The sequence below is a fragment of the Gandjariella thermophila genome (assembly GCF_005405885.1).
In the GTDB taxonomy this organism is placed as follows: Bacteria; Actinomycetota; Actinomycetes; order Mycobacteriales; family Pseudonocardiaceae; genus Gandjariella; species Gandjariella thermophila.
Genome location: NZ_BJFL01000030.1, coordinates 52,433 through 72,433 on the forward strand (window position 1 = coordinate 52,433; position 20,001 = coordinate 72,433).

Here is a 20,001-nt window from a genome sequence, read left to right on the forward strand (position 1 = left end):
TTTCCGGCCATGGACTCCACGTCCGGTGACTCCATCGATTCCTCCATGCGTGAGGGCTGGATCAGGTACAGATGGATACGGCTACTGACAGACCAGCATCTCCAGGACTGGCTGGCTGGAGAACTTCATGACCGCCCCACACCCTTGGCGCCCCCGCCTACCGACCGTTGACAACTTGCAGAACGCAATTTACTACGCAGCGTTGTCACAGGGTACCGCTCGGACAGTGATTCGACTGCGTCATTCGTGTAATTTGCGGTGCGTAATCATACACTCTGCGCATGCGGCAACAAGCCGGACAACTTCACGCAACAACGCGGACATCGTTCCGCCGAAATCGTTGCCACATCTGGTAAGCCATGATGACCTGCCGGAACCCGCCAGATCCGGCACCGATTTCGTCTCACATCGGTTCTTCGTTCAGACATCCACCGACCCACGGAGAGCACCAGTGTCCTGTGCCGAGCATCACACGCTTTCGTCACACGGGGCGGCATCCCGCGCCGGAATTGCGCCCATAAGGCCAATAAGCGAAGAACCACCCGTCGTGTGGTCTCGGTCACCGTGGCCGCGCAGCAGGACGCCGCGGCCTGATCTGGCACGACCCGGCGGCCAGCCAAGAAATGGCTGCGGCCCTGGCTGGAGCCGGAAGCTCTGACCAGGGCGTGCCCATGCCGGAGAAGAGTGGAGCTGAGGGGATTCGAACCCCTGACCCCCACACTGCCAGTGTGGTGCGCTACCAACTGCGCTACAGCCCCTTGAGGATCACCGGGCACTGCCACCCGGTGCTGGGGAAAACAGTACACGACGTGGTTGGGACGGACGAAGCCGGGGTGCGCACGCCTCTTCCAGCGGCCCGTTCGGCCTGGTAGGACCTTCTGCCGTGAGCATCGAGGACGGCGTTGTCCCGCTGGTGCACCCGGACGCCGAGGGTGCGGACCCGCAGGTGCGGCGTGAGCTGCAGGCGCGGCGGCTGCGAGGGCTGGTGGACCGGCTACTGGCCGCGGACGGGCTGCAGGCGCGGCGGCTGCGCGAGGCCGGCGTGCGGGCCGGCGCGGACGTCACCCTGGAGGACCTGCCGAAGCTGCCCACCGTCGGCAAGCAGGACCTCTGGGAGCACTACCCGTTCGGGATGCGCGCGGTCCCCGAGGAGGATGTCGTCTGCGTGCACGGATCGTCGGGCACCGGTGGCCGGCCGACGCTGGTCCCGTACACCGCGCACGACGTGGACGTGTGGGCGCAGGTCATGGCGCGCGCCCTGGGTGGCGCCGGCGCGAGCAGGCGCAGCACGGTGCACTGTGCCTACGGCTACGGCCTGTTCACTGGAGGCATCGGCGTCCACCACGGCGCGATGCGGCTCGGCGCCACCGTGGTCCCGATGTCCGGCGGGATGACCGACCGGCAGATCCGGCTGATCCTCGACCTGCGGCCGGACCTGCTCTGCTGCACGCCGTCGTTCGCCATCCACCTGGGCGAGGCGCTGCGCGCCAGGGGCGTGGACCCGGTCGACCTGTCCCTGCGCGCCGGGCTGTTCGGCGCCGAGCCGTGGACCGAGGCGATGCGGTCCACCATCGAGGAGTTGCTCGGCCTGCGGGCGCTGGACATCTATGGCCTGTCCGAGATCATCGGGCCGGGCGTGGCGTGCGAGTCGCTGGACTCGGACGGCATGCTCAACGTCGCCGAGGACCACTTCCTCGTCGAGGCGGTGGACGCCGAGGGCAACCCGGTGCCGGACGGGACCCCGGGCGAGCTGGTGTTCACCACACTCACCAAGACCGGTATGCCGCTGCTGCGCTACCACAGCGGCGACGTGGCGCGGCTGGCCGGCCCGGTGCCCGGGGCGCCGCGCACGCTGCGCCGGATGAGCAAGCTGCTCGGCCGCCGGGACGACATGCTGGTGGTGCGCGGGGTCAACGTGTTTCCCACCGAGATCGAGGCCGTGCTGCTGGCCGATGACCGTGTCAGCCCGCACTACCTGATCGTGGAGGACCGCCGGGTCGCCGCGCGGCCGGAGCTGCGGGTGGCGGTGGAACCGTTCGAGGACACCGTGGACACCGCGGTGCTGGCGGCCGACCTCGGGAACGCCCTGCGCGAGCGGCTCGGCATCGGCTGCGTGGTGCGGGTGCTGGCGCCGGGCAGCGTGCCGCGCACCGAGACGGGAAAGGCGCGGCGGCTCGCCCGGTGGTCCGAGGGCGAGCCACCGCTTCCCGGGCTGCTCTGACGGGCCGTCGCGGAGCCGACGGCGAGTATCCGAACGGGCACCGAGGCTCAGCCGGCCGTGCCCGTCTTGACCAGGTTGTCCAGCCAGTTCGGGTCGCTCCAGTTGAGCGTCTTGCCGTTCACCGCGACGGTCGGTGTGCCGAACGCCTTGCCGCCCTGGCCGGTGTCCTGCTGCAGCGCCGGGTTGCTCGACGCGGCGTCGTACTGCTGCTGGACCTGGCCGCTGTACTTCCCGCTGTTCACGCAGTTGGTGAAGGCGTCGCCCATGCCGAGCGCCTTGCCCAGCCCACCGAGCTGGACGTTGTCGTAGCCGCGGCCACCCTCCTGCGGTTGCGCGTCGTACAGGCTCAGGTGGTAGTCGGGGAACTTCCCGCCCTCCGCCGCGCACAGCGCCGCGTTACCGGCGGCCTGCGAGTAGCCCGGCGGGTTCGACCGGTCGTTGAGCAGGTCGATGATGTGGTACCGGAACTTGACCGTGCCGGCGTTGAGCTGCTGCTGGATCTTGTCGCCGTCCCGCTTCTCGAACTGGCCGCAGACCGGGCAGAGGAAGTCCTCGTAGAGGTCCACCGTGATCTTGGCGTCCTCCTTGCCGGCCAGCACCGTGCCGTTGTCCACCCGCACCGGGTAGTTGGCGGCGGCCACGTGCTTCGGCGCGATCGTGGCCTCGGCCCGCTGGTTGGCCTTGTTCTTCTGGTAGAGCACCCCACCGACCACAGCGGCCGCGAGCACCACGACGACGATGACCCCGACGATGACCTTCGCCCGGTCGTTGCTGGTGCCGCGCGCCGCCGCGACGGCCTTCGCCGCCTGGGTCTGCTTCTGCTTCTGCTTGCGAGCATTGCGCTGCGCGCCGCCCACGTCACCGTCCTTCCTGTGCGCGAGCCGGCGAGGCCGGCTCCTCTTCGGTGCCGCCGTCCGCGTCCCCGGCGTCCTCGGGCACGTCGACCAGCGCGTGCTGGTCCCGGCGTAGCCAACCGTCCACCGACAGCCACGTGCGCGGGCGCACAGCCAGCCACACGGCGAGCGCGAGGAATCCGACGTCCCTGGCGATCTCCTGCGGGTACCGGGTCTGGCTGGCGGAGACCTGACCGCCGCCGCCGAAGCAGCCGCAGTCGATGGTCAGGCCACGCGCCCAGGACTGGGCGACCCCGGCGATGAACAGCAGGAGCAGCACCGCGGACAGCACGGACACCGCCCGGACGCCGATGCCGAGCAGCAGCAGCACGCCGAGCGCCAGTTCGACGAACGGCTGCGCCGCGGACACCGGGCTCACCCAGGCGTCCGGCAGCACCCGGTATGCCTTGACCGCCAGGTAGTTCTGGTTCAGGTCGGCTGCCTTGATGCCACCGGCGACCAGCCAGACGGCGGCCAGACCGAGCCGCACCAGCGTGCCGATGGCATCCAGGAGCCGCGGCGAGACGGAAGCCACGCGGCGAGGGTACCGGGCGATGCTGAGAACCCCCCGCCACGCACCGCCGGCCGCCTCGGCACACCCGATCGTATGAGCCGTCCTGACTGCTCCGACCAGCGGAAACGGTGCTGGACCGGCGCGGCGCCCTCGGGTCGGACACCCCCGCCGACCGATCGGTGAGCCGGAGGTCCGCGCCGCCGGAATTGAGGCTAGCCAAGGCTACGCAAGGCTGTCCTTAGTCCACGATGGACCCCGTACTCTCGGCCGGATGAGCGAGGCGACGAAGGTCGGGGCGACCGAGGTCGGGCACACCCACAACGACGTGTCGGGCGGGTGGCTGCGGCCCACGGTGTTCGGCGCGATGGACGGCCTGGTGACGAACATCGCACTGGTGGCGGGCGTCGGTGGCGGTGGGGCCGGTGCGCACGTGATCGTGCTGTCCGGCATCGCGGGGCTGGTCGCCGGGGCGTTCTCGATGGCGCTCGGCGAGTACGCCTCGGTGGAGACGCAGAACAACGCGGTCCGCGCCGAGGTCGCCGTGGAGCGGGCCGAGCTGGAGCGCAACCCGGACGCCGAGCAGGCCGAGCTGGCCGACATGTACGCGGCGATGGGGCTGTCCCGGGAGACGGCGCAGCGGGCCGCCGCCGAGGTGCACGCCGACCCGGAGCTGGCCGTGCGGGTACACGTCAGTCAGGAACTCGGCGTCGACCCCGACGAGCAGCCGTCGCCGGTGACGGCGGGCCTGTCCTCGTTCCTCGCGTTCTCGCTCGGCGCCCTGGTGCCGATCCTGCCGTTCCTGCTCGGGCTGCGGCTGCTGTGGGCGGGGCTGGCCGTCGGCGGCGCCGGGCTGTTCGTCGCCGGGGTGCTGGTCGCCAGGTACACCACCCGGAGCTGGTGGCGGAACGGCCTGCGGCAGCTCGCGTTCGGGGCGGTCGCGGCGGGCGCCACCTACCTGGTCGGCCACCTCATCGGGGCGGCGGTCGGTGGCTAGGGCAGCAGCTCGTCGACGCGCCGCACGTAGCCGGTGACCGGGTAGGCGGCCTGAAAGCCGCACGCCTCGGCGAACCGCTCGGCCGCGCCGCCCTCCTCCACATGCCCGGTGACCAGCAGCGCGCCGGACTGGCGGAGAGCGGCCACCAGGGCGCGCCGCACCAGGGCCGTGCCGACACCCCGGCGGCGCCGGGACGGCCGCACCACGACGTGGTCCAGCAGCCCCACGCCCCGCTCGACGAAGGTCCCTGGCCCGGTGCGGGTCGAGCAGTTCCGGGTCGTCCGGGTCGCGCAGCGGGTCCACCACACCGGCCGGCCTGGCACGGCCGGCACACTGGGTCCTCGTGGAGCTGCCCGATCTGCCGGTCCGCGCGGTGCTGGACGACGTGGTGGCCGCGTTGTCCGAGCGCGGCGACGCGGTACTGGTGGCACCGCCGGGCACCGGGAAGACCACGCTGGTGCCGCTGGCCCTGGCCGGCGCGTTCCCGGGGCGCGCGCCGGGCTGCGGCCGGACCTGCGGCTGCTGGCCACCTCGGCGACGGTGGCCGCGGAGCGGCTTGCTGCGCTGCTCGGGTCGGCGCCGGTGGTGCGGGCCACCGCGCCCAGCTTCCCCGTCGACGTGCGGCACCTGCCGCCGGCGCGCGGCGAGCGGATCGAGACGTGCGCCGCGCGGGCCGCCCGGCGGGCTCTCGCCGATGGAGACGGCGACGTGCTGGTGTTCCTGCCCGGTGCGGCGGAGATCAACCGGGTGGCCGAGCGGCTGACCGGCACCGACGGCGTGGACGTGCTGCCGCTGCACGGCCGGCTGCCGGCGGCCGCGCAGGACGCCGCGCTGCGCCCGGGACCGCGGCGTCGGGTGGTGCTGGCCACCGCGGTCGCCGAGTCCAGCCTCACCGTGCCCGGCGTGCGGGCGGTGGTCGACGCCGGGCTGGCCCGGGTGCCACGCACCGACCACCGCCGGGGGCTGGCCGGCCTGGCCACGGTCCGGGTGTCCGCCGCGGTCGCCGATCAGCGCGCCGGCCGAGCCGGGCGGGAGGGGCCGGGCCGGGTCTACCGGTGCTGGCCGGAGCACGAGCACGGCACGCTGCCGGCATACCCGGAGCCGGAGATCCGCGCCGCCGACCTGACCCGGCTCGCGCTGGAGCTGGCCTGCTGGGGCACCCCGGACGGGGCCGCGCTGACCTGGTGGGATCCCCCGCCGGCCGGGGCGCTGGCGGCCGGGCGGGAGGTGCTGGCCGCGCTGGGCGCGCTGCGCGGGGACGGCGGGGTGACCGAGCGGGGCCGCCGGATGGCCGGGCTCGGGCTGCACCCCCGGCTGGCCAGGGCGCTGCTGGACGGCGCCGCCGAGGTGGGTGCGGCGGCCGCGGCCGAGGTGGTGGCGCTGCTGGACGACGACGGCCTGGCCGCCGGTGTCGACCTGGCCGCCGCGCTGCGCCGCCTGCGCGCGGGCGACGCGCCCGGGGCGGCCCGGTGGCGCCGCGAGGCACGCCGGCTGGCGACCCTCGTGGCCGCCGCGCCGCCGAACCGCCCCGCGCCCGCGAAGGGCGCGCCACGGAACGCCGCCGACGCGGGAACCGGCCGGTCGGCCGGGCCGCTCGAGCCCGCCGGCACCGGCGGGACGGCGCCGCCGCGCCGTGCGCACGACGATCCGGCGACGGTGGTGGCGCTGGCCTACCCGGAGCGGTTGGCCCGGCGCCGCTCCGCCGGCACGGCGGTGTACCTGATGGCCGGCGGCACCGCCGTCGAACTGCCGCCGGGCCGTGGCCTGGCCGACGCCGAATGGCTCGCCGTCGCCGTGGCCGACCGGGAACCGGGCCGGGCGCACGGCCGGATCCGGCTGGCCGCCCGGGCTGGCGAGGATCTCGCCACCCGGGCGGCGCCGGCGCTGCTGGCCACGGCGGACGAGGTGGCGTGGGCCGACGGCGACGTGCGGGCGCGGCGGGTGCACCGGCTGGGTGCGATCGTGCTCGCCGAGCGGCCGCTGGCCGACCCGGACCCGGCCGCGCTGCGCGACGCCCTGATCGCCGGCCTGCGCGCCGCCGGGCCCGGGCTGCTGCGCTGGGACACCGAAGGCCGCCGGCTGCGCGAGCGGTTGGCCTTCCTGCACCGCGTTCTCGGCCCGCCCTGGCCGGCGGTGGACGACGCGTCGCTGCTGTCCGATGTGGACATCTGGTTGGGGCCGGAGCTGGCCACCGCCCGGCGACGGGCCGATCTGGAACGCCTCGACGCCGGTGCCGCGCTGCGCCGGCTGCTGCCCTGGCCGGACGCGGCGCGGCTGGACGAGTTGGCCCCGGACCGCCTGCCGGTGCCCTCCGGCTCCCGCCTGCGGGTGGACTACTCCGCGGATGACCCGGTGTTGCCGGTGCGGGTGCAGGAGGCGTTCGGCTGGAGCGACACGCCGCGGCTGGCCGGCGGTCGGGTGCCGGTGCGGCTGCACCTGCTATCCCCGGCCGGCCGCCCGGTCGCGGTGACCACCGACCTGGCCTCCTTCTGGCGCACCGGCTACCCCGAGGTGCGCGCCCAGCTACGTGGCCGGTACCCGAGGCACGCCTGGCCGGATGACCCCACCGCGGCCACGCCCACCCGCCGCTAGCCGTGTTTCACAGGCGCGCTCCGTCCCCGCGGGGAGCGACGCGCCGCTTCCGAAACCCTTTCTCAACCTATTGGTACAGACCACAAGGACTGCGGCGTACGGGTGATCAATTCACATTCCCGTCCTTCTGCCGGTGGTCCCGCCTAGCGTCGGGAGGTGAGGGTCCGCCGGCGCAACTTCGGATCGGCAGGTGCCCGCGCCGGCACCGCCGCCGATTGCCCGCGACGGTCAACCGGCACCGTTGTCGCACAAGGGGGTCGCCATGCCGCACGGGGAGCCATCCGGTCGCCGCTTCGGACCGGCGCCGGCCGAACTCGACACCGCGCAGCGGGCCGTGGTGGAGCGCGACTACACCGGCCCCGCCAAGATCGGCGGCCCGGCCGGGACCGGCAAGACCGTGGTCGCCCTGCACCGGCTGGCCCGGCTGGCCGCGCAGGGCCGTGGCCCGCTGCTGTACACCACGCTCGCCCGCGGCCTGGCGCGGGTGGCCAGGACCGCCTTCACCGGGCTCGCGCCCGAGCACGCCGACCGGGTCGAGTTCGTCGACCTGCACGCGTGGGCCGGCGCGTTCCTCGCCCGGCGTGGCCGGCCGCTGCGGGTGCGGGCGGACCTGGTCGACCGGGCCTTCCTCGCCGCGTGGTTCGAGGTGGGCAGCCGGGGCCCGCTGGCCGCGCTGGAGCCCAACCCGGACTACTGGCGCACCGAGATCGACCGGGTGATCAAGGGGCGCGGCGTGACCACGCCGGGCGAGTACGCCGAGGTCATCCGCACCGGGCGGCGGGTGCGGCTGGGCCGCGCCGACCGCGACCGGGTGTGGCTGCTGTACCTCGCCTACCAGCGCGCGCTGGCCGGCGGCGGGCTGGTCGACCACAACGACGTGCTCTCCGCGGCGCTGGAGGAGCTGGACCGCAGGCCGCTGGCCCCGCCGTACGCCTCGGTCGTGGTGGACGAGGTGCAGGACATGCCGCTGCTCGCGGTGCGGCTGGCCGAGCGGCTGGCCGGTGCGGGGCCGAACGGGCTGCTGCTGGTCGGTGACGGCCAGCAGCAGGTCTACCCGGGTGGTTGGCGGCTCTCCGACGCTGGCGTCCCGGTACGCGGTCGCAGCGAGTTGCTGCGGGTGAACCACCGCAACGCCGCGCGGGTACTGGCGCTGGCCGGCCGGATGGACGCGGTGAACCAGGTGGACGACATCGACGGCACCGCCACCGTCACCCTGGGCGAGATCGACTGGCGACACGAGCACGGCAGCGTGCACACCTGGCGCGGGATCGACGGCGAGCTACCGGACGCCCTGGTCCAGGCGGTCCGCGCGTTACCCGTGCCGCCGGGGGACGCGGCGGTGATCGCGTTCACCCGGGGCGAGGCCGAGCGGTACGCGCACACCCTTGGCCGCGCCGGGATCGAGGTGCACTGGCTGGCCGACTACGACGGCCGACCGTCGCCGCTGCTCAAGCTGGGCACCGTGCAGCAGGCGAAGGGCCTGGAGTTCCGCGCCGCACTGGTGCCCCGGCTGCCGCTGCGCGAAGCCGCCGACTCCCCCGCCGCCCGGGAACGGGCCGAACTGGTGGAACGCCAGCGGCTGGTCGCGGTGACCAGGGCGCGGGAACATGTCTGGTTCGGTCTGGTCGATCCGCACATCGAACCGTGAGCCGAGCGGGCATCCTGGAACGGTGACGACCTCCACCCGGCAGGCCACCACGACCGAGCGGCTGTTCCGGATCGCCGTGGCGATCAAGGGCATCGACGGCGGCGTGCAGCTCGTGGCCGCGATCGTGTTGCTGTTCATCCCGCCGGCGCTGGTGCTCAGCCTGGCCCACGCGGTGATCACCCGCGACCTGCTCGGTGACCCGAGCGGGACGCTGGCCGCGCACCTGCTTCAGGCCGCCGGCCACTTCGCTGGCGGCAGCACCCGCTGGTTCGCCATCTTCTACCTGCTGCTGCACGGGATCATCAAGCTGGGGCTGGTGACCGCGCTGTGGCGCAAGATCATGCCGGCGTACCCGGTCGCGGTGCTGGTGCTGGCCGCGTTCGTGGTCTACGAGGTGATCCGCGCCGTGCACACCCACTCGATCGCGCTGCCGTTCTTCGCCGCCCTCGACGTGGCGATCATCGTGCTGGTCATCCGGGAGTACCTGCAGCTTCGCCGGGAGCGCGCCACATAGCTGGCCGGCCGTGCCGGTGCCGCGAACCCGCATCGCGGTGCCGGAACAGACCGTCAGACCAGCGGCGGCACCACGGCCTCGATCAGGTGCGGCCCCGGTTCGGCGAGCGCCCGCTCGAACTCCTTGGCGAACTGCTCGGCGGTGGTGACCCGGCTGGCCGGCACGCCCATCCCGCTAGCCAGCGCGACGAAGTCCAGGTCGGGGCGGGACAGGTCGAGCAGGTCCGCCGCCCTGGGCCCGCCGGCCTCGGCGCCCACCCGCTGCAACTCCAGCCGCAGGATCGCGTAGGCGCGGTTGCTGAGCACCACGGTGGTGACGTCCAGCCCCTCGCGGGCCTGGGTCCACAGCGCCGACGGGGTGTACATGGCGCTGCCGTCCGCCTCCAGGCAGACCACCGGCCGGTCCGGGCAGGCGATCGCGGCGCCGGCGGCCAGCGGCATGCCCTGGCCGATCGCCCCGCCGGTCAGGGTGAGCCAGTCGTGCCGCGGCGCGCCCGCGGTGCTCACCGGCAGCAGCAGACCCGAGGTGTTCGCCTCGTCCGCGACGATCGCGCCCTCCGGCAGCAGCGCGCCGACCGCGTCCGCCAGGCTCTGCACGGTCAGGTCGCCGGTGGGCAGGTCGGGCCGGCGCACCGGCTGCCGTTCCGGCCGCGCGTCGCCGGCGACCAGGTCGGCGAGCTGCTCCAGCGCGGCCACCACGTCGTCCCCAGCGGCGGCCAGCACGTGCACCTGGCACCCTTCCGGCACCAGGTCGCTGGGCCGGTCGGGATAGGCGAAGAACGATACCGGCGAGCGGGCCCCGGCGAGAACCAGGTGCCTGGCCCCGTCGAGCTGGGCGGTGGCCTGCTCGGCGAGGTAGCCCAACCGCTCCACCGGCGGCAGCCCGGCACCCCGCTCCAGCCGCGCCGGGAAGGTCTCGCAGAGCAGCCTCGCCCCGGTCCCCTCGGCGATCCTGCCGGCGGCGAGCAGCGCCTGCTCCCGGGTCGCGGCCCCGCCGACGAGCAGCACGCTCGGCTCACCGGAGCGCAGCGCCTCGGCCACGGCCCGCACCACCTCGTCGGCCACCGGGGCCGGCGGCTCCGGGGCCACCGGCCGGCCCGGCTCGCCACCGGGTGACCAGGACACGTCGGCGGGCAGGATCAGCGTGGCCACCTGCCCCGGCGGGCGTCGCGCAGCGGCGATCGCGGCCGCGGCGTCCGCCCCGACGTCGGCCGTGCTGGTGCTGCGGCGCACCCAGCCGGACACCGACCCGGCCACCGCGTCGATGTCGGACTCCAGCGGCGCGTCGTAACGTTTGTGATACGTGGCGTGGTCACCGACCACGTTCACCATCGGCGTGGCGGCGCGGCGGGCATTGTGCAGGTTGGCCAGCCCGTTGCCGAGCCCGGGACCGAGGTGCAGCAGGGTGGCCGCGGGCCGGCCGGCCATGCGGGCGTAGCCGTCGGCCGCACCGGTCACCACGCCCTCGAACAGCGCGAGCACCCCGCGCATCTCCGGCACCGCGTCCAGTGCGGCCACGAAATGCATCTCGGACGTGCCGGGGTTGGCGAAGCAGACGTCCACGCCGCCGTCGACGAGCGTGCGGATGAGGGCCTGGGCACCGTTCATGCTGGTCGGTTCTCCCGCCGGTGGTGGTGGTTCGGGTCGGTTCGGCGTCGTCCCAGCGGGACCGCCGCCGAGGACGCCGCCCGCGCGGGCGGCTGGCGTCGATGCGGGTGTGACGGCTCGATCCTCTCCGGATTCACCGGCGCGCAAAAGTATCCGGCTCCCCCACCAGCGAACAGGACATATCACCGATACCGCGCAGAAGTGCCGAGACCACGCGTAACGGCAATACTGTCGTGCGTGTGGCGGCGGCTGTCCCTGCGGAACAGGGTGCAACTGTTGGTGGGAGGGCTGTTCGTTCTCCTCCTGATCATCGTTCTCGGCACCCTGCTGGTCCGCGCGCGGATCGACGCGGCGGTGGGCCACCTAACCACGGTCGAGCAACCCGCCCAGACGTCGGTCAGCGCCCTGACCAGGTCGTACGTCGACCAGAACAGCAACGTGTGGATCTTCTTGATCAGCGGCGACCCGGCGTTCCGGCGGGCGTACCTGGCCAGCCAGGCCGACGCCGCCGAGTACACCCGGCGGTTGCGCGGCCAGGTGGGTGCCGATCCGACCGTGGCCCGGCTGCTCGACGAGGTGGAGGCGACGGCAGCCGCCTGGCGCGCGCGGTTCGTCGAGCCCAACATCACCGCGCGGCTGAGTTCCCCCGGCGCCAGACTGCCCGATCCGGTCACGAACCGGCGCGACTACGACGCGCTGCGGACCAGGCTGACCGCCCTGGACGCCCGTGTGGACCAGCTCACCGCGGACCGGATCGCGCAGGTCGACGCGGACCGGCTCGCCGCGAACTGGCTCTGGATCGGCGTGCTGCTCTTCGCCGTCGTCGTCGCCGGCGCCACGGTGTTCGTGCTGCGCAGGTCGCTGACCAGGCCGCTGGACACGCTGACCAGGCAGGTGCGCGCGGTGGCCCGGGGCGACCTGGACCGGCCGGTCGAGCCGGTCGGGCCGCCGGATCTCGTCCTCGTCGCGGACGCCGTGGAGACGATGCGGGCACGCATCCTGAAGCAGACCCGGCAGGTCGCGGTGAGCCAGCAGCAGTTCGCCCGCTACGAGGAGGGACAGCGGATCGCCGAGGGCCTGCACCGGCGGGTCGTCCAGCGACTGTTCGCCATGGAGTTGTCCCTGCAGTCGCTCGCCGACCGGTACCCGCCCACAGCGGCCGCGCTGTCCGCGACCATTGACGACATCGACCGGACGATCCAGGAGATCCGCTCGGTGATCTCCGGGCTCGCCCCGCGGGAACCACGCCACGGCGGTGTCCGCCAGCGCGTGCTGGAGGTCGTGGCCGACAGCGAGCGCGCCCTCGGCTTCGCGCCGAGAGTCCAGTTCGGCGGCACGATCGACGAGGCCGTGACCGACGAGGTCGCCGAGGAACTGGTGCCCGCGCTGCGGGAGACCCTGGACAACCTGGCCGCCAACACCCGCCCCGACCGGGTGGAGGTCAGCCTCGAGGTCGACGACCGCGCGGTGCTGCTGCGGGTGACCGAGCACGGCCCGGTGATCCCCAGCCAGCCCTCCGGCGCCGAGCGCACGCTCGCCAGCGCCCGGCAGCGCGCCGAACGCCTCGGCGGCACGCTCGCCGTCAGCACCGTCCCGGACACCGGCACCACCATCGACTGGCGCATCCCCGTGCCCCGCACCGGATTAACCGCCGCTTGGCGCGGGCCGCTGTCCCGGGCGCGGCAGCCGGCCGCTACTGGAGCCGGTGACCCATGGACCGGGCTCGTCGCGGGCACGGCCGGGGGCGGGCACGCCCGATCCGCACTGCCAGGGGCCGGGAAAGGCGAGGGGGCGGGTGCTCGTCGCGAGCACCCGCCCCCGGTGGTGGGCCTAACGCTACAGAACACGAACACCCTCACGGCGGAAGGTCCTGAGATCAAGATCAAGCCGGTGGGTACCCGTCGCGTGTTCTCGGGCGGTGGTGCCCAGTGAACCGCGAAGAAGTCATCACCGGGCTGACCGCAACCCAGGCCGATGGGCTGGCCTGCATCATCTGCGGACTCGACTACCTGCGCATCCCTGGCTCCGTGTCCGTTCCGGTTGGCCGGTCGATGACCGGCTCGCAGGTGTTCGCCTGCGTCGACCATTGCGCGGAGCTGGCCGGAGTCGATCCGATGACGATGGGTCGCCGTGCGGGTGGTGGTCGCCGATGACCGCCACCGAGTCGAACGCCCAGACTCCTCGGGGGGATCGGGCGCTGTGGTTGCAGTGCGCTTGCACCGCGTTGGTTGCGCTCGGCGCTGCCTATGCCTCGTATCGCCACGGCCGGGAGTTCGCGTTGCGGTTCGGCGCGGACGAGATCACAGCGGCGATCTGGCCGCTGATCGTGGACGGCATGTTGATGACCGCCACGGTGGAGCTGTGGAAGACCGGACACCGCGCACGCAGACACGGCGGCGGTCAGTGGTCGGCGTGGCTGTCCTTCCTGTTCGGGGTCTCCCTCTCGCTCTGCGCCAACGTAGCCGCCGCGCCCCAGTTGAGCGTGCTGGCGATCGCGGTGGCCGCCTGCCCGCCGCTGGCGTTGCTGCTCTCGGTCGAGCTGCTAAACCGCGCGCTCAAGCGCCGCCACGCCGAGACCACCAACGAGACCCGAAACGAGACCACCGAGACCCGCGAGACCGGCGACGAGACCGAGCGGCCGGTGACGCTCTCGCTGGTCTCGGGCCAGTCCAGGCAGGAGCAGGCGGAGCCGACCGCCGAGCAACGGATGTGGGCCTACTACCAGACCGAGCGGACCAAGGGCCGCACACCAACCGGGGCGGAGTTGGACCGGATCGCCGGAACGAACAATTACGGCCGCCGCGTCCTGCGTAGGTGGCGCAAGCGCGGCTGGATTTCAGGCCAGGAACGGCCGGGCCAGCCGTTGCTTCGGGCGGCCTCGGCCGATGCTGCGACCGCTTCGTGAGCGAGCCGTCCGATCCGGCTGGTTACAGCTCGATCCAGCCGGATCGGACATGCCAATGTCGACCCGCTTGCAGGTGGGCGACGACGGCGCGTTGCAGCGTCGTGTCCTGCGGCAACGTCTCCAGCTCCGGGCTGATGCGGCGGAAGACGAACCCCAGGATGTCGGGGTCGCCGTGCTCGATTTCGGGCAGGAGGTGGAAATGCCGCTGGAATTGGATGATGTTGGAGTCGTCGGGCAGGTAGTCGGCGAGCTGCGGGTCCAACAGCCACGAAGTGCAGGTCGCGATGCGGCAGTCGACCTCAAAGTGGCGGGCGAAAAACGCCGGTGCCATGCGCAGCGACTCCTCGCACGCCTTCGGCGTGATCGGGCCGCCGGTTTCTGGGACGTGTAGGCCCAGTGCCGGAGTGCCGGGCGTCAGGTCGGCGAAGTTCGCAGGGATCGCGGTCAGGTTGAACTGGAGCCGTCCGAGCGCGTAGAGCACGCCCCGGAAGTGCAGTGTGAACCAGTCCTGACGGTCGAAGCCGCCGATGTCGAAGAAGCGGCGGTGCAGCCCGACCTTCTCACCGAGATCACCCAGGGAGGCCCAGGAAATCGTGTCCGGTATGCCATGAGCGGCGTGGAAACGTCGCGTCTCCGGCAAAGTCGCCAACAAGACAGCAAGGTAAAAGTACCGGCCGAGCGGACCAAGCTCGCTGGGAAGCTGCGGCCAGGGAGTTGGAAACTCGGTTCCGCCCATGTCCGCAGCGAGCCGGTGGCGGCACCGTTGCAGCAGCCACCGCAGCTCCGGGTGCGCGTCAGGATGTGGCAGCGCGGCGACCGCTTCGGCGGCATCAACGGGCGCGACCTTCAGCCGTGCCAGGAGGCCAGCCGCGTCGACCGCATCCAACGGACGTACCGCGCCGGGCTCGGGGTCCAGAGCGGATAGCTCATCCAACAGGGCATCAAAGTCGTCAGACAGCCCGAGACCGTCTTTCACCGACGCAGCGTCGAGCGCAGGCCGCCGCATAGAACGCCTCCCGGCCAGTTTTGGCAGGATACGACCAATGATGGATCCGCCTTGGCGCGCAGAGATCGTGGGTCTGCGTCGTTAGCCGTCGGTTGGGATATGGCTAAGACTCCTCGACGGGTGTGGTCGTGTGGGTCTTGCCTGCTCGTGCTTCCTCGACCAGGCGCTGAGCACGTTGCAGGGCGTCGGTAACGTCGTCCCAACGGGGTGAGCGCGGGTCGGTGTGGGCCGGGACTGGTCCGGCTTTCACCAGGTCAAGGAGTTTCGTTGCGGCGGTGACGGCTTGCTCAGCAGCGGCGTATCCGCTCAACCATTGGTCCGCCTGTTCGTCGAAGGCGAGTTCAGCAAGGCGTGCCTCGACCCACGCTGCCTCCCAGCGGGCGGCGACGTGGGGGTCTTCGTCGGCCAGTTCGATCGTGTCGGGCATGGCGATGTAGTCGCAGTGCGTCGTCTTCTCCGTGACCTGGGCCAGCAAACGGCCGGTCTCTCGATACAGCACGCTCAGCAGCCCAGCGACTTCGAGATCGTCCCGCGCCTCCTCTGGCCAGTCTTCGATCTCAAGGTGACGTGCGACCACGTTGGGATCGCTGCCGAGATTGCGTAGTGCCTCCCGGGCGCGTTCGGTCATCGACACAGGACCATCTCCTCGTCTGCGGCGGTGTCGCTGATCATGCAGGATGTCAGCCGACGATTCGGGCACGCGCTGCTACCGCCGCGTTCGCGATCGCCACTGCTGATCTTTTGCTTGCGCGCGGGACAACTCGGTCTCCGCGATCCTTCCGCGCTGGTGCGCTTGTGGGGGCTCGGCCAGGGTGATGCCCGCGTCGGTGAGCAGGGACAGATCCAACGTCCACGCGCGGGCCGAACGCCGCTCCCACAGCGCGAACGCATCACGGACGTGGGCCTTGGCCTGGTCGACGCTCATGCCGGTGACCGCGCGCAGGTGCTCGAACGCGGCGTCAGCCTGGCCACGCACCTGGGCCAGCCCGAAGTGCGTGGTGCGGTGGCAATCACTGCACAGGCAGATCAACCGTCGCAGCGCCTGGGTCGATGTTGCCTCGTCGTAGGACCAGCGTTCGTGGGCTTCCAACCACCGCTTGATCTCCCGGTCCTCATCCCGCTCGCAGATCTCGCAGCGGTAACCGGCGCGGCGCAGCAGCATCCGCCGCAGCCGTTCCCAGTCCCGCTCGGCGATGCAGGAGCGGACGTTGGTGAACCAGCACGAGCTGGGCACGAGATCAACGAACAGCCCGGAGCCGAACGTGCGATCTTCTCCGGGCAACAGATCAGGTACTTCCGGTCGTGCGGCCCACGGCTGTAACGCCTCCATGCCCGGACGCGGCGCGTACCACCGCTTGGCCTGCGGGTCCCACCGCGCACCAGCGGCTTTGGCCTCGTCCTTCTCACTGAAGGGCACATCCAGCCAGATCCGATCCGCCACGTCGCCCCATCCCTCCAGCACCGGCTTCTCGATCGGGTTACCGCTTCCGCCGAGGATGGTGGCCTAGATCGACAACATTGGGGTGCGATCAACTTCGCTTCACCCGAAAGCACCAAGTGAGCGTGCTGCGCAGCAGCTCGGCCACGCTGTCGGCCTCGGCCGGTCAGGTTTTGCGCCAGTCGATCTGACGGCCCTGCACGAGCTGGAGTTTCTGCTTGGGGATGTTCCACGTCGCGGCGGCGCTGCGACCATCGAGATGCTGGCGAACGGCGGCGTCGACGCGCCGTTGCTCGTCCGTGGACAGGCCAACGTCTTCGAGGTCGTGGCGCCACTCGCACGGAGCACAGACGATCAGCCGTTTTCCCAGGCGCGTGCGCTTCAGAGTGGCCATTGCGATGGTGTCCCCGCCCGAGTCGCAGACGTGGCAGGAGTAGGGCCACGGCGGGATCGTGACCCACCGTGGCCCACCACCGGGCACGCGGGCTTGACCGAACACAAGATCAAGCAGCGTGCCGATTGGCCGCTTACGCAGCGGCATACGGGTGTCTCCCTCGCAGCCTCAACGGTTCCCGTCCCAGGGTCGCGCGGATGGGGCTGCTGTGACCTGGAAAAGGTCACAGCCCGTCGCGAACGGCGTGTTGTGCGTCATGCGGGTCGGTCGAACCCGCCCGTCTTCGCCTGGTCAAGGAATGCCTGGAACGCGGTCTTGTCGAGTTCGAGGACGGGGCTTGCGGCTCCGAGCTTGGAGTCCCGCACGCCCACGGTGTCGGCGGCGACGCCCAGTTCGACGCAGTTGCCTTGGTCGGTGCCACTGTAGGACGACTTGACGAACCGAACTTCGGTCCAGTCGATGCCGGAGTTGACCATCTGGCTCAGTCCTTCCTTGCGTTGCTCCCAGCGAACTGGCTCGCCAGTTCGAGGACGAAGTTACGCGACTCCACCGGCCCCAAAGCGATGCCGTAGAGCCTGCTGAGGAGGTCGGTGTAGCGGCGTACAGCCTCGGGCGGCTTGTCGAGATAGACCGCATCGCCGTAGATCTCGATGTAGACGATGTCGGTGCTCGTGTCCTGGTCAAACCGGAAGATCACGAAGTCGTAGCCCGTATCAACGTACGAGCGGGTATCGAACGGGATGACCTGGATCGTGACGTTGGACAGCAACGCCAGCTCGGCCAGATGTTGCATCTGCGCTGCCATGACCTCGTGGCCACCGATCTGGCGGCGCAGGGCGGACTCGCTGAGCACGAACGAGAAGTGCGGCGCGTTCTCGCGAGTCAAGATCGATTGGCGTGCCTGGCGAACCCGCACGGTGTCCTCGACGGCCTTGCCGTTGGGGTCGTCGCCTCGCCCGGCGAACATGCCCCTGATGTAGTCCTCGGTTTGCAGGATGCCGGGCAGCACCTCAGAGCTGACCATCATCACTTCCGTGGCGCTCTGCTCGAAGTCCCGGAACGCCCGGAACCACTTCGGGCCGAGGTAGAGGGTGGTCTCGTCATTCGGCCGACCGCGACGGCGACGCGCGCCCTTGGCCAGCTCCCGGCACCACAGCTTGTCCTTCTCCGACGCCTTGTACAGGTTCAGCAGCGCTTCCAGCTCGGCCTTGGAGATGCTGACCTTGCCGTTCTCCACCCTGCTGATCTTGTTGTGCGCCTTGCCCAGATGATCGGCGGCCTCTTCCTGCGTGAGCCCGGCGGCGTCGCGGAGTTTCCGCAGCTCATTGCCCAGTTGGCGCTGCTGCATCGTGATCGTCGCGGACGGAGTTGACATCCCGGTCCCTTCCGTGTCGCCGCCCGGCAGCCGGTACGACGTTCACCCAGAAAGACGTATTTACAGTCTGTACTTACAGATTTACTCTCGGTCGTGCCCGATGGTCAATGAAGAGGAAGTACAAGATGTACGTCCATGCTATCGACAAGGGTGACGCACCCGGAAGCGGACCCCACTGCGGGAGCGACTTCGGTCAATGCCGGCGTGTTGCCGTTTCGTGGGGCGTACATCTGCTTCGCGATCTCCCGGTGGGCCGCGTCAGACCCCGACCTGACGCTGTCCACCGGGTTTCCACTCCAGCCAACACCGTGGCCGTCATACCCCCCTCACGGTGTTGGCCCCACGCGGCGAGAACGGGCTCCGCCCGCCCGAGTCGACGGTGTTCTCACCCCCGCGTGGTCCCCAGGTGCGCGGCGAACACCAGGTGGCCCCTTCCCGGAGAGATCACGTGAGTCGCGGTGATCCCCGGTCACCTGCCGCGCGCCAGCCGAGGTCCCGCACGACCCGGTACCTCCCAGCGCTGGGCCGTGCGGGACCTCCCTCCGCAGGAATGGAGAAGCGAATGTCAGCTTGGCAACACGCGAACTGCACACCCCCACGCCGCGAGGTGCACTGCACAGACGTCATGGGCCGCACACGGCGCGTCGGGGTTTTTCCCCTCAGTCACGGACGGGTCGGCGTGCAGCCGCCACCCGGCGAATGGTTCGAACTCGACGCCGAACAACTGCGAGACCTGCTCGCCGCCGCCCGCGAGGCTGTGCGGGAGTCCCACGACAACCACAGCCCGAAGCTCCGAACAGTCGTGGTGGGTGGCCCATGTTTCTGAGTGAGCTGAACAAGGCAGTGCGGCAGCGGCTTGACGATCTCGCGAACATCGCAGCCAACGGCGATGACCACGCCGTCACCGAAGTCGCCCGCTCGGAAATGCCACATCTGGTCGAGGCCGTGCGCCGGTTGATGGCCGAGCACGAACCCAACGAACGCGGCGAATGCCCCGCCTGCTCGCGCATCCTGCGGCGTTGGCAACGCCCGTTACGACGGCCGAAATGCCCGTGCCGCGTCTATCTCGCGGCGCGGTGGGCACTGTTCAACGAAAGCCCGCCCGAGGTTTGTCGATCTGCTCGCTGAGGTTTCCCGGATCTGGCTCGGTTTCCACATGACTCCGCGCCCCCGGGCGTGGGAGCCGAGTCGCCCGGCCCGGCGACGCAGCGTTCCCGTCATTGCCCCGACCAGTGGCGGGAATCCCCGAACGCTGCGCCGTCGGCCGTGCATCCCCGAACGGAGGCAACGATGGCAACGATCTTGCTGATCGTCTTGGTCGTCCTCATCGCACTGCGATGCGCCTACTGGCTGATCTACGACCGGCCCTCGCCATGACCAGCGAACAAGACGCGGTATGGCTACCAGGACAGTTCCGTAAGCTGCTGCACCACGTTCCCGACGAGACCAACGTGTTGCGCTTCCGTCACCTTGTCCTGCCGTGGTCCTCCTGCGGTGTGCCCACGCTGCCGTGGAGCGGACCACTGCCCCGCTACCCGTTCTGCGCGGAGTGTTTGGCCGAGGCCAGACGGCACGGGCACGAGAACGCGCACCCACCGCCCCTTCGTGATCACGTGGAGGGCCAGCTCCGAACTACTGTCAGTGGCCACACCTCAGCCTCAGCGGAGCTGTCAGGCCACCAGAGTCACGGTCGGGTAGCGACCGATTGATCTAGTCCATTCGGGTGGTGGCGACTGGAACGGACCACGCGCGCGTGCTGCGTAGTTGTAGCGTTCGTCGTTTGGGTCATGATCAGGTGACATCCGAACGAGAAGGGCCGCAACGGACCGTGACACGCGACCGTATCGACCTCGATGGCAGCGACCTCATTGTGGAGCGAGGGGTGCCCGCGCCCAGCGAT

The 20,001-nt window shown here is 71.2% G+C and carries 18 protein-coding genes, 1 tRNA gene and 1 pseudogene; 9 read left to right on the forward strand and 11 right to left on the reverse strand.

The features are described 5' to 3' along the window. Nucleotides 1–685: 685 nt before the first annotated feature. A tRNA-Ala gene (locus FFT21_RS22340) sits at nt 686–758 on the reverse strand. Nucleotides 759–883: 125 nt separating this feature from the next. Here FFT21_RS22340 and FFT21_RS22345 point away from each other — a divergent pair. After that, on the forward strand, nt 884–2,221 hold the full coding sequence (locus FFT21_RS22345) for a phenylacetate--CoA ligase family protein (RefSeq protein WP_225978641.1): 1,338 nt from the start codon (nt 884–886) through the stop codon (nt 2,219–2,221). A 47-nt stretch (nt 2,222–2,268) separates the two neighbouring features. On the opposite strand, the gene FFT21_RS22350 is transcribed toward FFT21_RS22345, so the two are convergent. After that, nucleotides 2,269–3,078: a DsbA family protein gene (locus FFT21_RS22350; protein ID WP_137815887.1), complete on the reverse strand. Its 810-nt coding sequence runs from the start codon at nt 3,076–3,078 to the stop codon at nt 2,269–2,271. 1 nt (nt 3,079) lies between these two features. Further along, nucleotides 3,080–3,649 (reverse strand): MauE/DoxX family redox-associated membrane protein, encoded by a 570-nt coding sequence (locus FFT21_RS22355; protein ID WP_137815888.1) that lies wholly within the window; start codon nt 3,647–3,649, stop codon nt 3,080–3,082. A gap of 250 nt (nt 3,650–3,899) precedes the next feature. On the opposite strand from FFT21_RS22355, the gene FFT21_RS22360 reads away from it, so the two are divergent. Then, the gene (locus FFT21_RS22360) at nt 3,900–4,622 is read left to right on the forward strand and encodes a VIT1/CCC1 transporter family protein (protein ID WP_137815889.1); all 723 of its coding nucleotides are present in this window, start codon (nt 3,900–3,902) and stop codon (nt 4,620–4,622) included. Here FFT21_RS22360 and FFT21_RS22365 read toward each other — a convergent pair. After that, nucleotides 4,619–4,954, reverse strand: coding sequence for a GNAT family N-acetyltransferase (locus tag FFT21_RS22365; RefSeq protein WP_225978642.1), 336 nt, complete (start codon nt 4,952–4,954; stop codon nt 4,619–4,621). The two genes, FFT21_RS22360 and FFT21_RS22365, sit on opposite strands and share 4 nt — an antisense overlap. A gap of 11 nt (nt 4,955–4,965) precedes the next feature. Between FFT21_RS22365 and hrpB the strand changes: the two are divergent. From hrpB to FFT21_RS22380, 3 genes and pseudogenes are all read left to right on the forward strand, one after another. Then, a pseudogene (gene hrpB / locus FFT21_RS22370) lies at nt 4,966–7,214 on the forward strand (ATP-dependent helicase HrpB). 262 nt (nt 7,215–7,476) lie between these two features. Beyond that, the gene (locus FFT21_RS22375) at nt 7,477–8,862 is read left to right on the forward strand and encodes a UvrD-helicase domain-containing protein (protein WP_137815891.1); all 1,386 of its coding nucleotides are present in this window, start codon (nt 7,477–7,479) and stop codon (nt 8,860–8,862) included. A 22-nt stretch (nt 8,863–8,884) separates the two neighbouring features. Continuing rightward, complete coding sequence (locus tag FFT21_RS22380) at nt 8,885–9,376, forward strand: DUF2127 domain-containing protein (RefSeq protein ID WP_225978643.1); 492 nt, start codon at nt 8,885–8,887, stop codon at nt 9,374–9,376. A 53-nt stretch (nt 9,377–9,429) separates the two neighbouring features. Here the strand turns inward: FFT21_RS22380 and FFT21_RS22385 are convergent, their stop codons facing one another. Next, nucleotides 9,430–10,983, reverse strand: a complete 1,554-nt coding sequence (locus FFT21_RS22385; RefSeq protein WP_137815893.1) for an acetolactate synthase large subunit — start codon at nt 10,981–10,983, stop codon at nt 9,430–9,432. A 279-nt stretch (nt 10,984–11,262) separates the two neighbouring features. Here FFT21_RS22385 and FFT21_RS22390 point away from each other — a divergent pair, with 279 nt between their 5' ends. Genes FFT21_RS22390 through FFT21_RS22400 form a run of 3 tightly spaced genes read left to right on the forward strand, consistent with a single transcriptional unit; the run spans nt 11,263 to nt 13,888 of the window. Further along, nucleotides 11,263–12,915 (forward strand): sensor histidine kinase, encoded by a 1,653-nt coding sequence (locus tag FFT21_RS22390; RefSeq protein ID WP_192909690.1) that lies wholly within the window; start codon nt 11,263–11,265, stop codon nt 12,913–12,915. Beyond that, the gene (locus FFT21_RS22395) at nt 12,912–13,136 is read left to right on the forward strand and encodes a hypothetical protein (RefSeq protein WP_137815895.1); all 225 of its coding nucleotides are present in this window, start codon (nt 12,912–12,914) and stop codon (nt 13,134–13,136) included. Before FFT21_RS22390 ends, FFT21_RS22395 begins: the two co-directional genes overlap by 4 nt. Beyond that, on the forward strand, nt 13,133–13,888 hold the full coding sequence (locus tag FFT21_RS22400; protein WP_137815896.1) for a DUF2637 domain-containing protein: 756 nt from the start codon (nt 13,133–13,135) through the stop codon (nt 13,886–13,888). Before FFT21_RS22395 ends, FFT21_RS22400 begins: the two co-directional genes overlap by 4 nt. 22 nt (nt 13,889–13,910) lie before the next feature. Here FFT21_RS22400 and FFT21_RS22405 read toward each other — a convergent pair whose 3' ends face one another. The 6 genes from FFT21_RS22405 to FFT21_RS22430 form a co-directional block, all read right to left on the reverse strand. After that, the gene (locus FFT21_RS22405) at nt 13,911–14,864 is read right to left on the reverse strand and encodes an acyltransferase domain-containing protein (RefSeq protein ID WP_137815897.1); all 954 of its coding nucleotides are present in this window, start codon (nt 14,862–14,864) and stop codon (nt 13,911–13,913) included. A 133-nt stretch (nt 14,865–14,997) separates the two neighbouring features. Continuing rightward, nucleotides 14,998–15,528, reverse strand: a complete 531-nt coding sequence (locus FFT21_RS22410; RefSeq protein WP_137815898.1) for a hypothetical protein — start codon at nt 15,526–15,528, stop codon at nt 14,998–15,000. Between the two features lie 72 nt (nt 15,529–15,600). Next, complete coding sequence (locus tag FFT21_RS22415; protein WP_137815899.1) at nt 15,601–16,335, reverse strand: DUF5710 domain-containing protein; 735 nt, start codon at nt 16,333–16,335, stop codon at nt 15,601–15,603. Nucleotides 16,336–16,498: 163 nt separating this feature from the next. Beyond that, nucleotides 16,499–16,873 carry a hypothetical protein gene (locus tag FFT21_RS22420; protein ID WP_137815900.1) on the reverse strand — a complete coding sequence of 125 codons (375 nt, stop codon included), beginning with the start codon at nt 16,871–16,873 and terminating at the stop codon, nt 16,499–16,501. A gap of 107 nt (nt 16,874–16,980) precedes the next feature. Then, on the reverse strand, nt 16,981–17,202 hold the full coding sequence (locus FFT21_RS22425; protein ID WP_137815901.1) for a DUF397 domain-containing protein: 222 nt from the start codon (nt 17,200–17,202) through the stop codon (nt 16,981–16,983). A 5-nt stretch (nt 17,203–17,207) separates the two neighbouring features. After that, on the reverse strand, nt 17,208–18,101 hold the full coding sequence (locus tag FFT21_RS22430; protein ID WP_137815902.1) for a helix-turn-helix domain-containing protein: 894 nt from the start codon (nt 18,099–18,101) through the stop codon (nt 17,208–17,210). A gap of 816 nt (nt 18,102–18,917) precedes the next feature. Between FFT21_RS22430 and FFT21_RS22435 the strand changes: the two genes are divergently transcribed. Continuing rightward, entirely contained in the window at nt 18,918–19,229 is a 312-nt protein-coding gene (locus tag FFT21_RS22435) for a hypothetical protein (protein ID WP_137815903.1), read from the forward strand. Nucleotides 19,230–20,001 lie beyond the last annotated feature (772 nt).

Excerpts from the sequence above, each read along its gene's own strand:
- FFT21_RS22375 (WP_137815891.1), top strand. The coding sequence starts at position 7,477 with ATGCCGCACGGGGAGCCATCCGGTCGCCGCTTCGGACCGGCGCCGGCC.
- FFT21_RS22385 (WP_137815893.1), bottom strand. The coding sequence starts at position 10,983 with ATGAACGGTGCCCAGGCCCTCATCCGCACGCTCGTCGACGGCGGCGTG.
- FFT21_RS22360 (WP_137815889.1), top strand. The coding sequence starts at position 3,900 with ATGAGCGAGGCGACGAAGGTCGGGGCGACCGAGGTCGGGCACACCCAC.
- FFT21_RS22400 (WP_137815896.1), top strand. The coding sequence starts at position 13,133 with ATGACCGCCACCGAGTCGAACGCCCAGACTCCTCGGGGGGATCGGGCG.
- FFT21_RS22435 (WP_137815903.1), top strand. The coding sequence starts at position 18,918 with ATGTTTCTGAGTGAGCTGAACAAGGCAGTGCGGCAGCGGCTTGACGAT.
- FFT21_RS22430 (WP_137815902.1), bottom strand. The coding sequence starts at position 18,101 with ATGTCAACTCCGTCCGCGACGATCACGATGCAGCAGCGCCAACTGGGC.
- FFT21_RS22420 (WP_137815900.1), bottom strand. The coding sequence starts at position 16,873 with ATGCCGCTGCGTAAGCGGCCAATCGGCACGCTGCTTGATCTTGTGTTC.
- FFT21_RS22425 (WP_137815901.1), bottom strand. The coding sequence starts at position 17,202 with ATGGTCAACTCCGGCATCGACTGGACCGAAGTTCGGTTCGTCAAGTCG.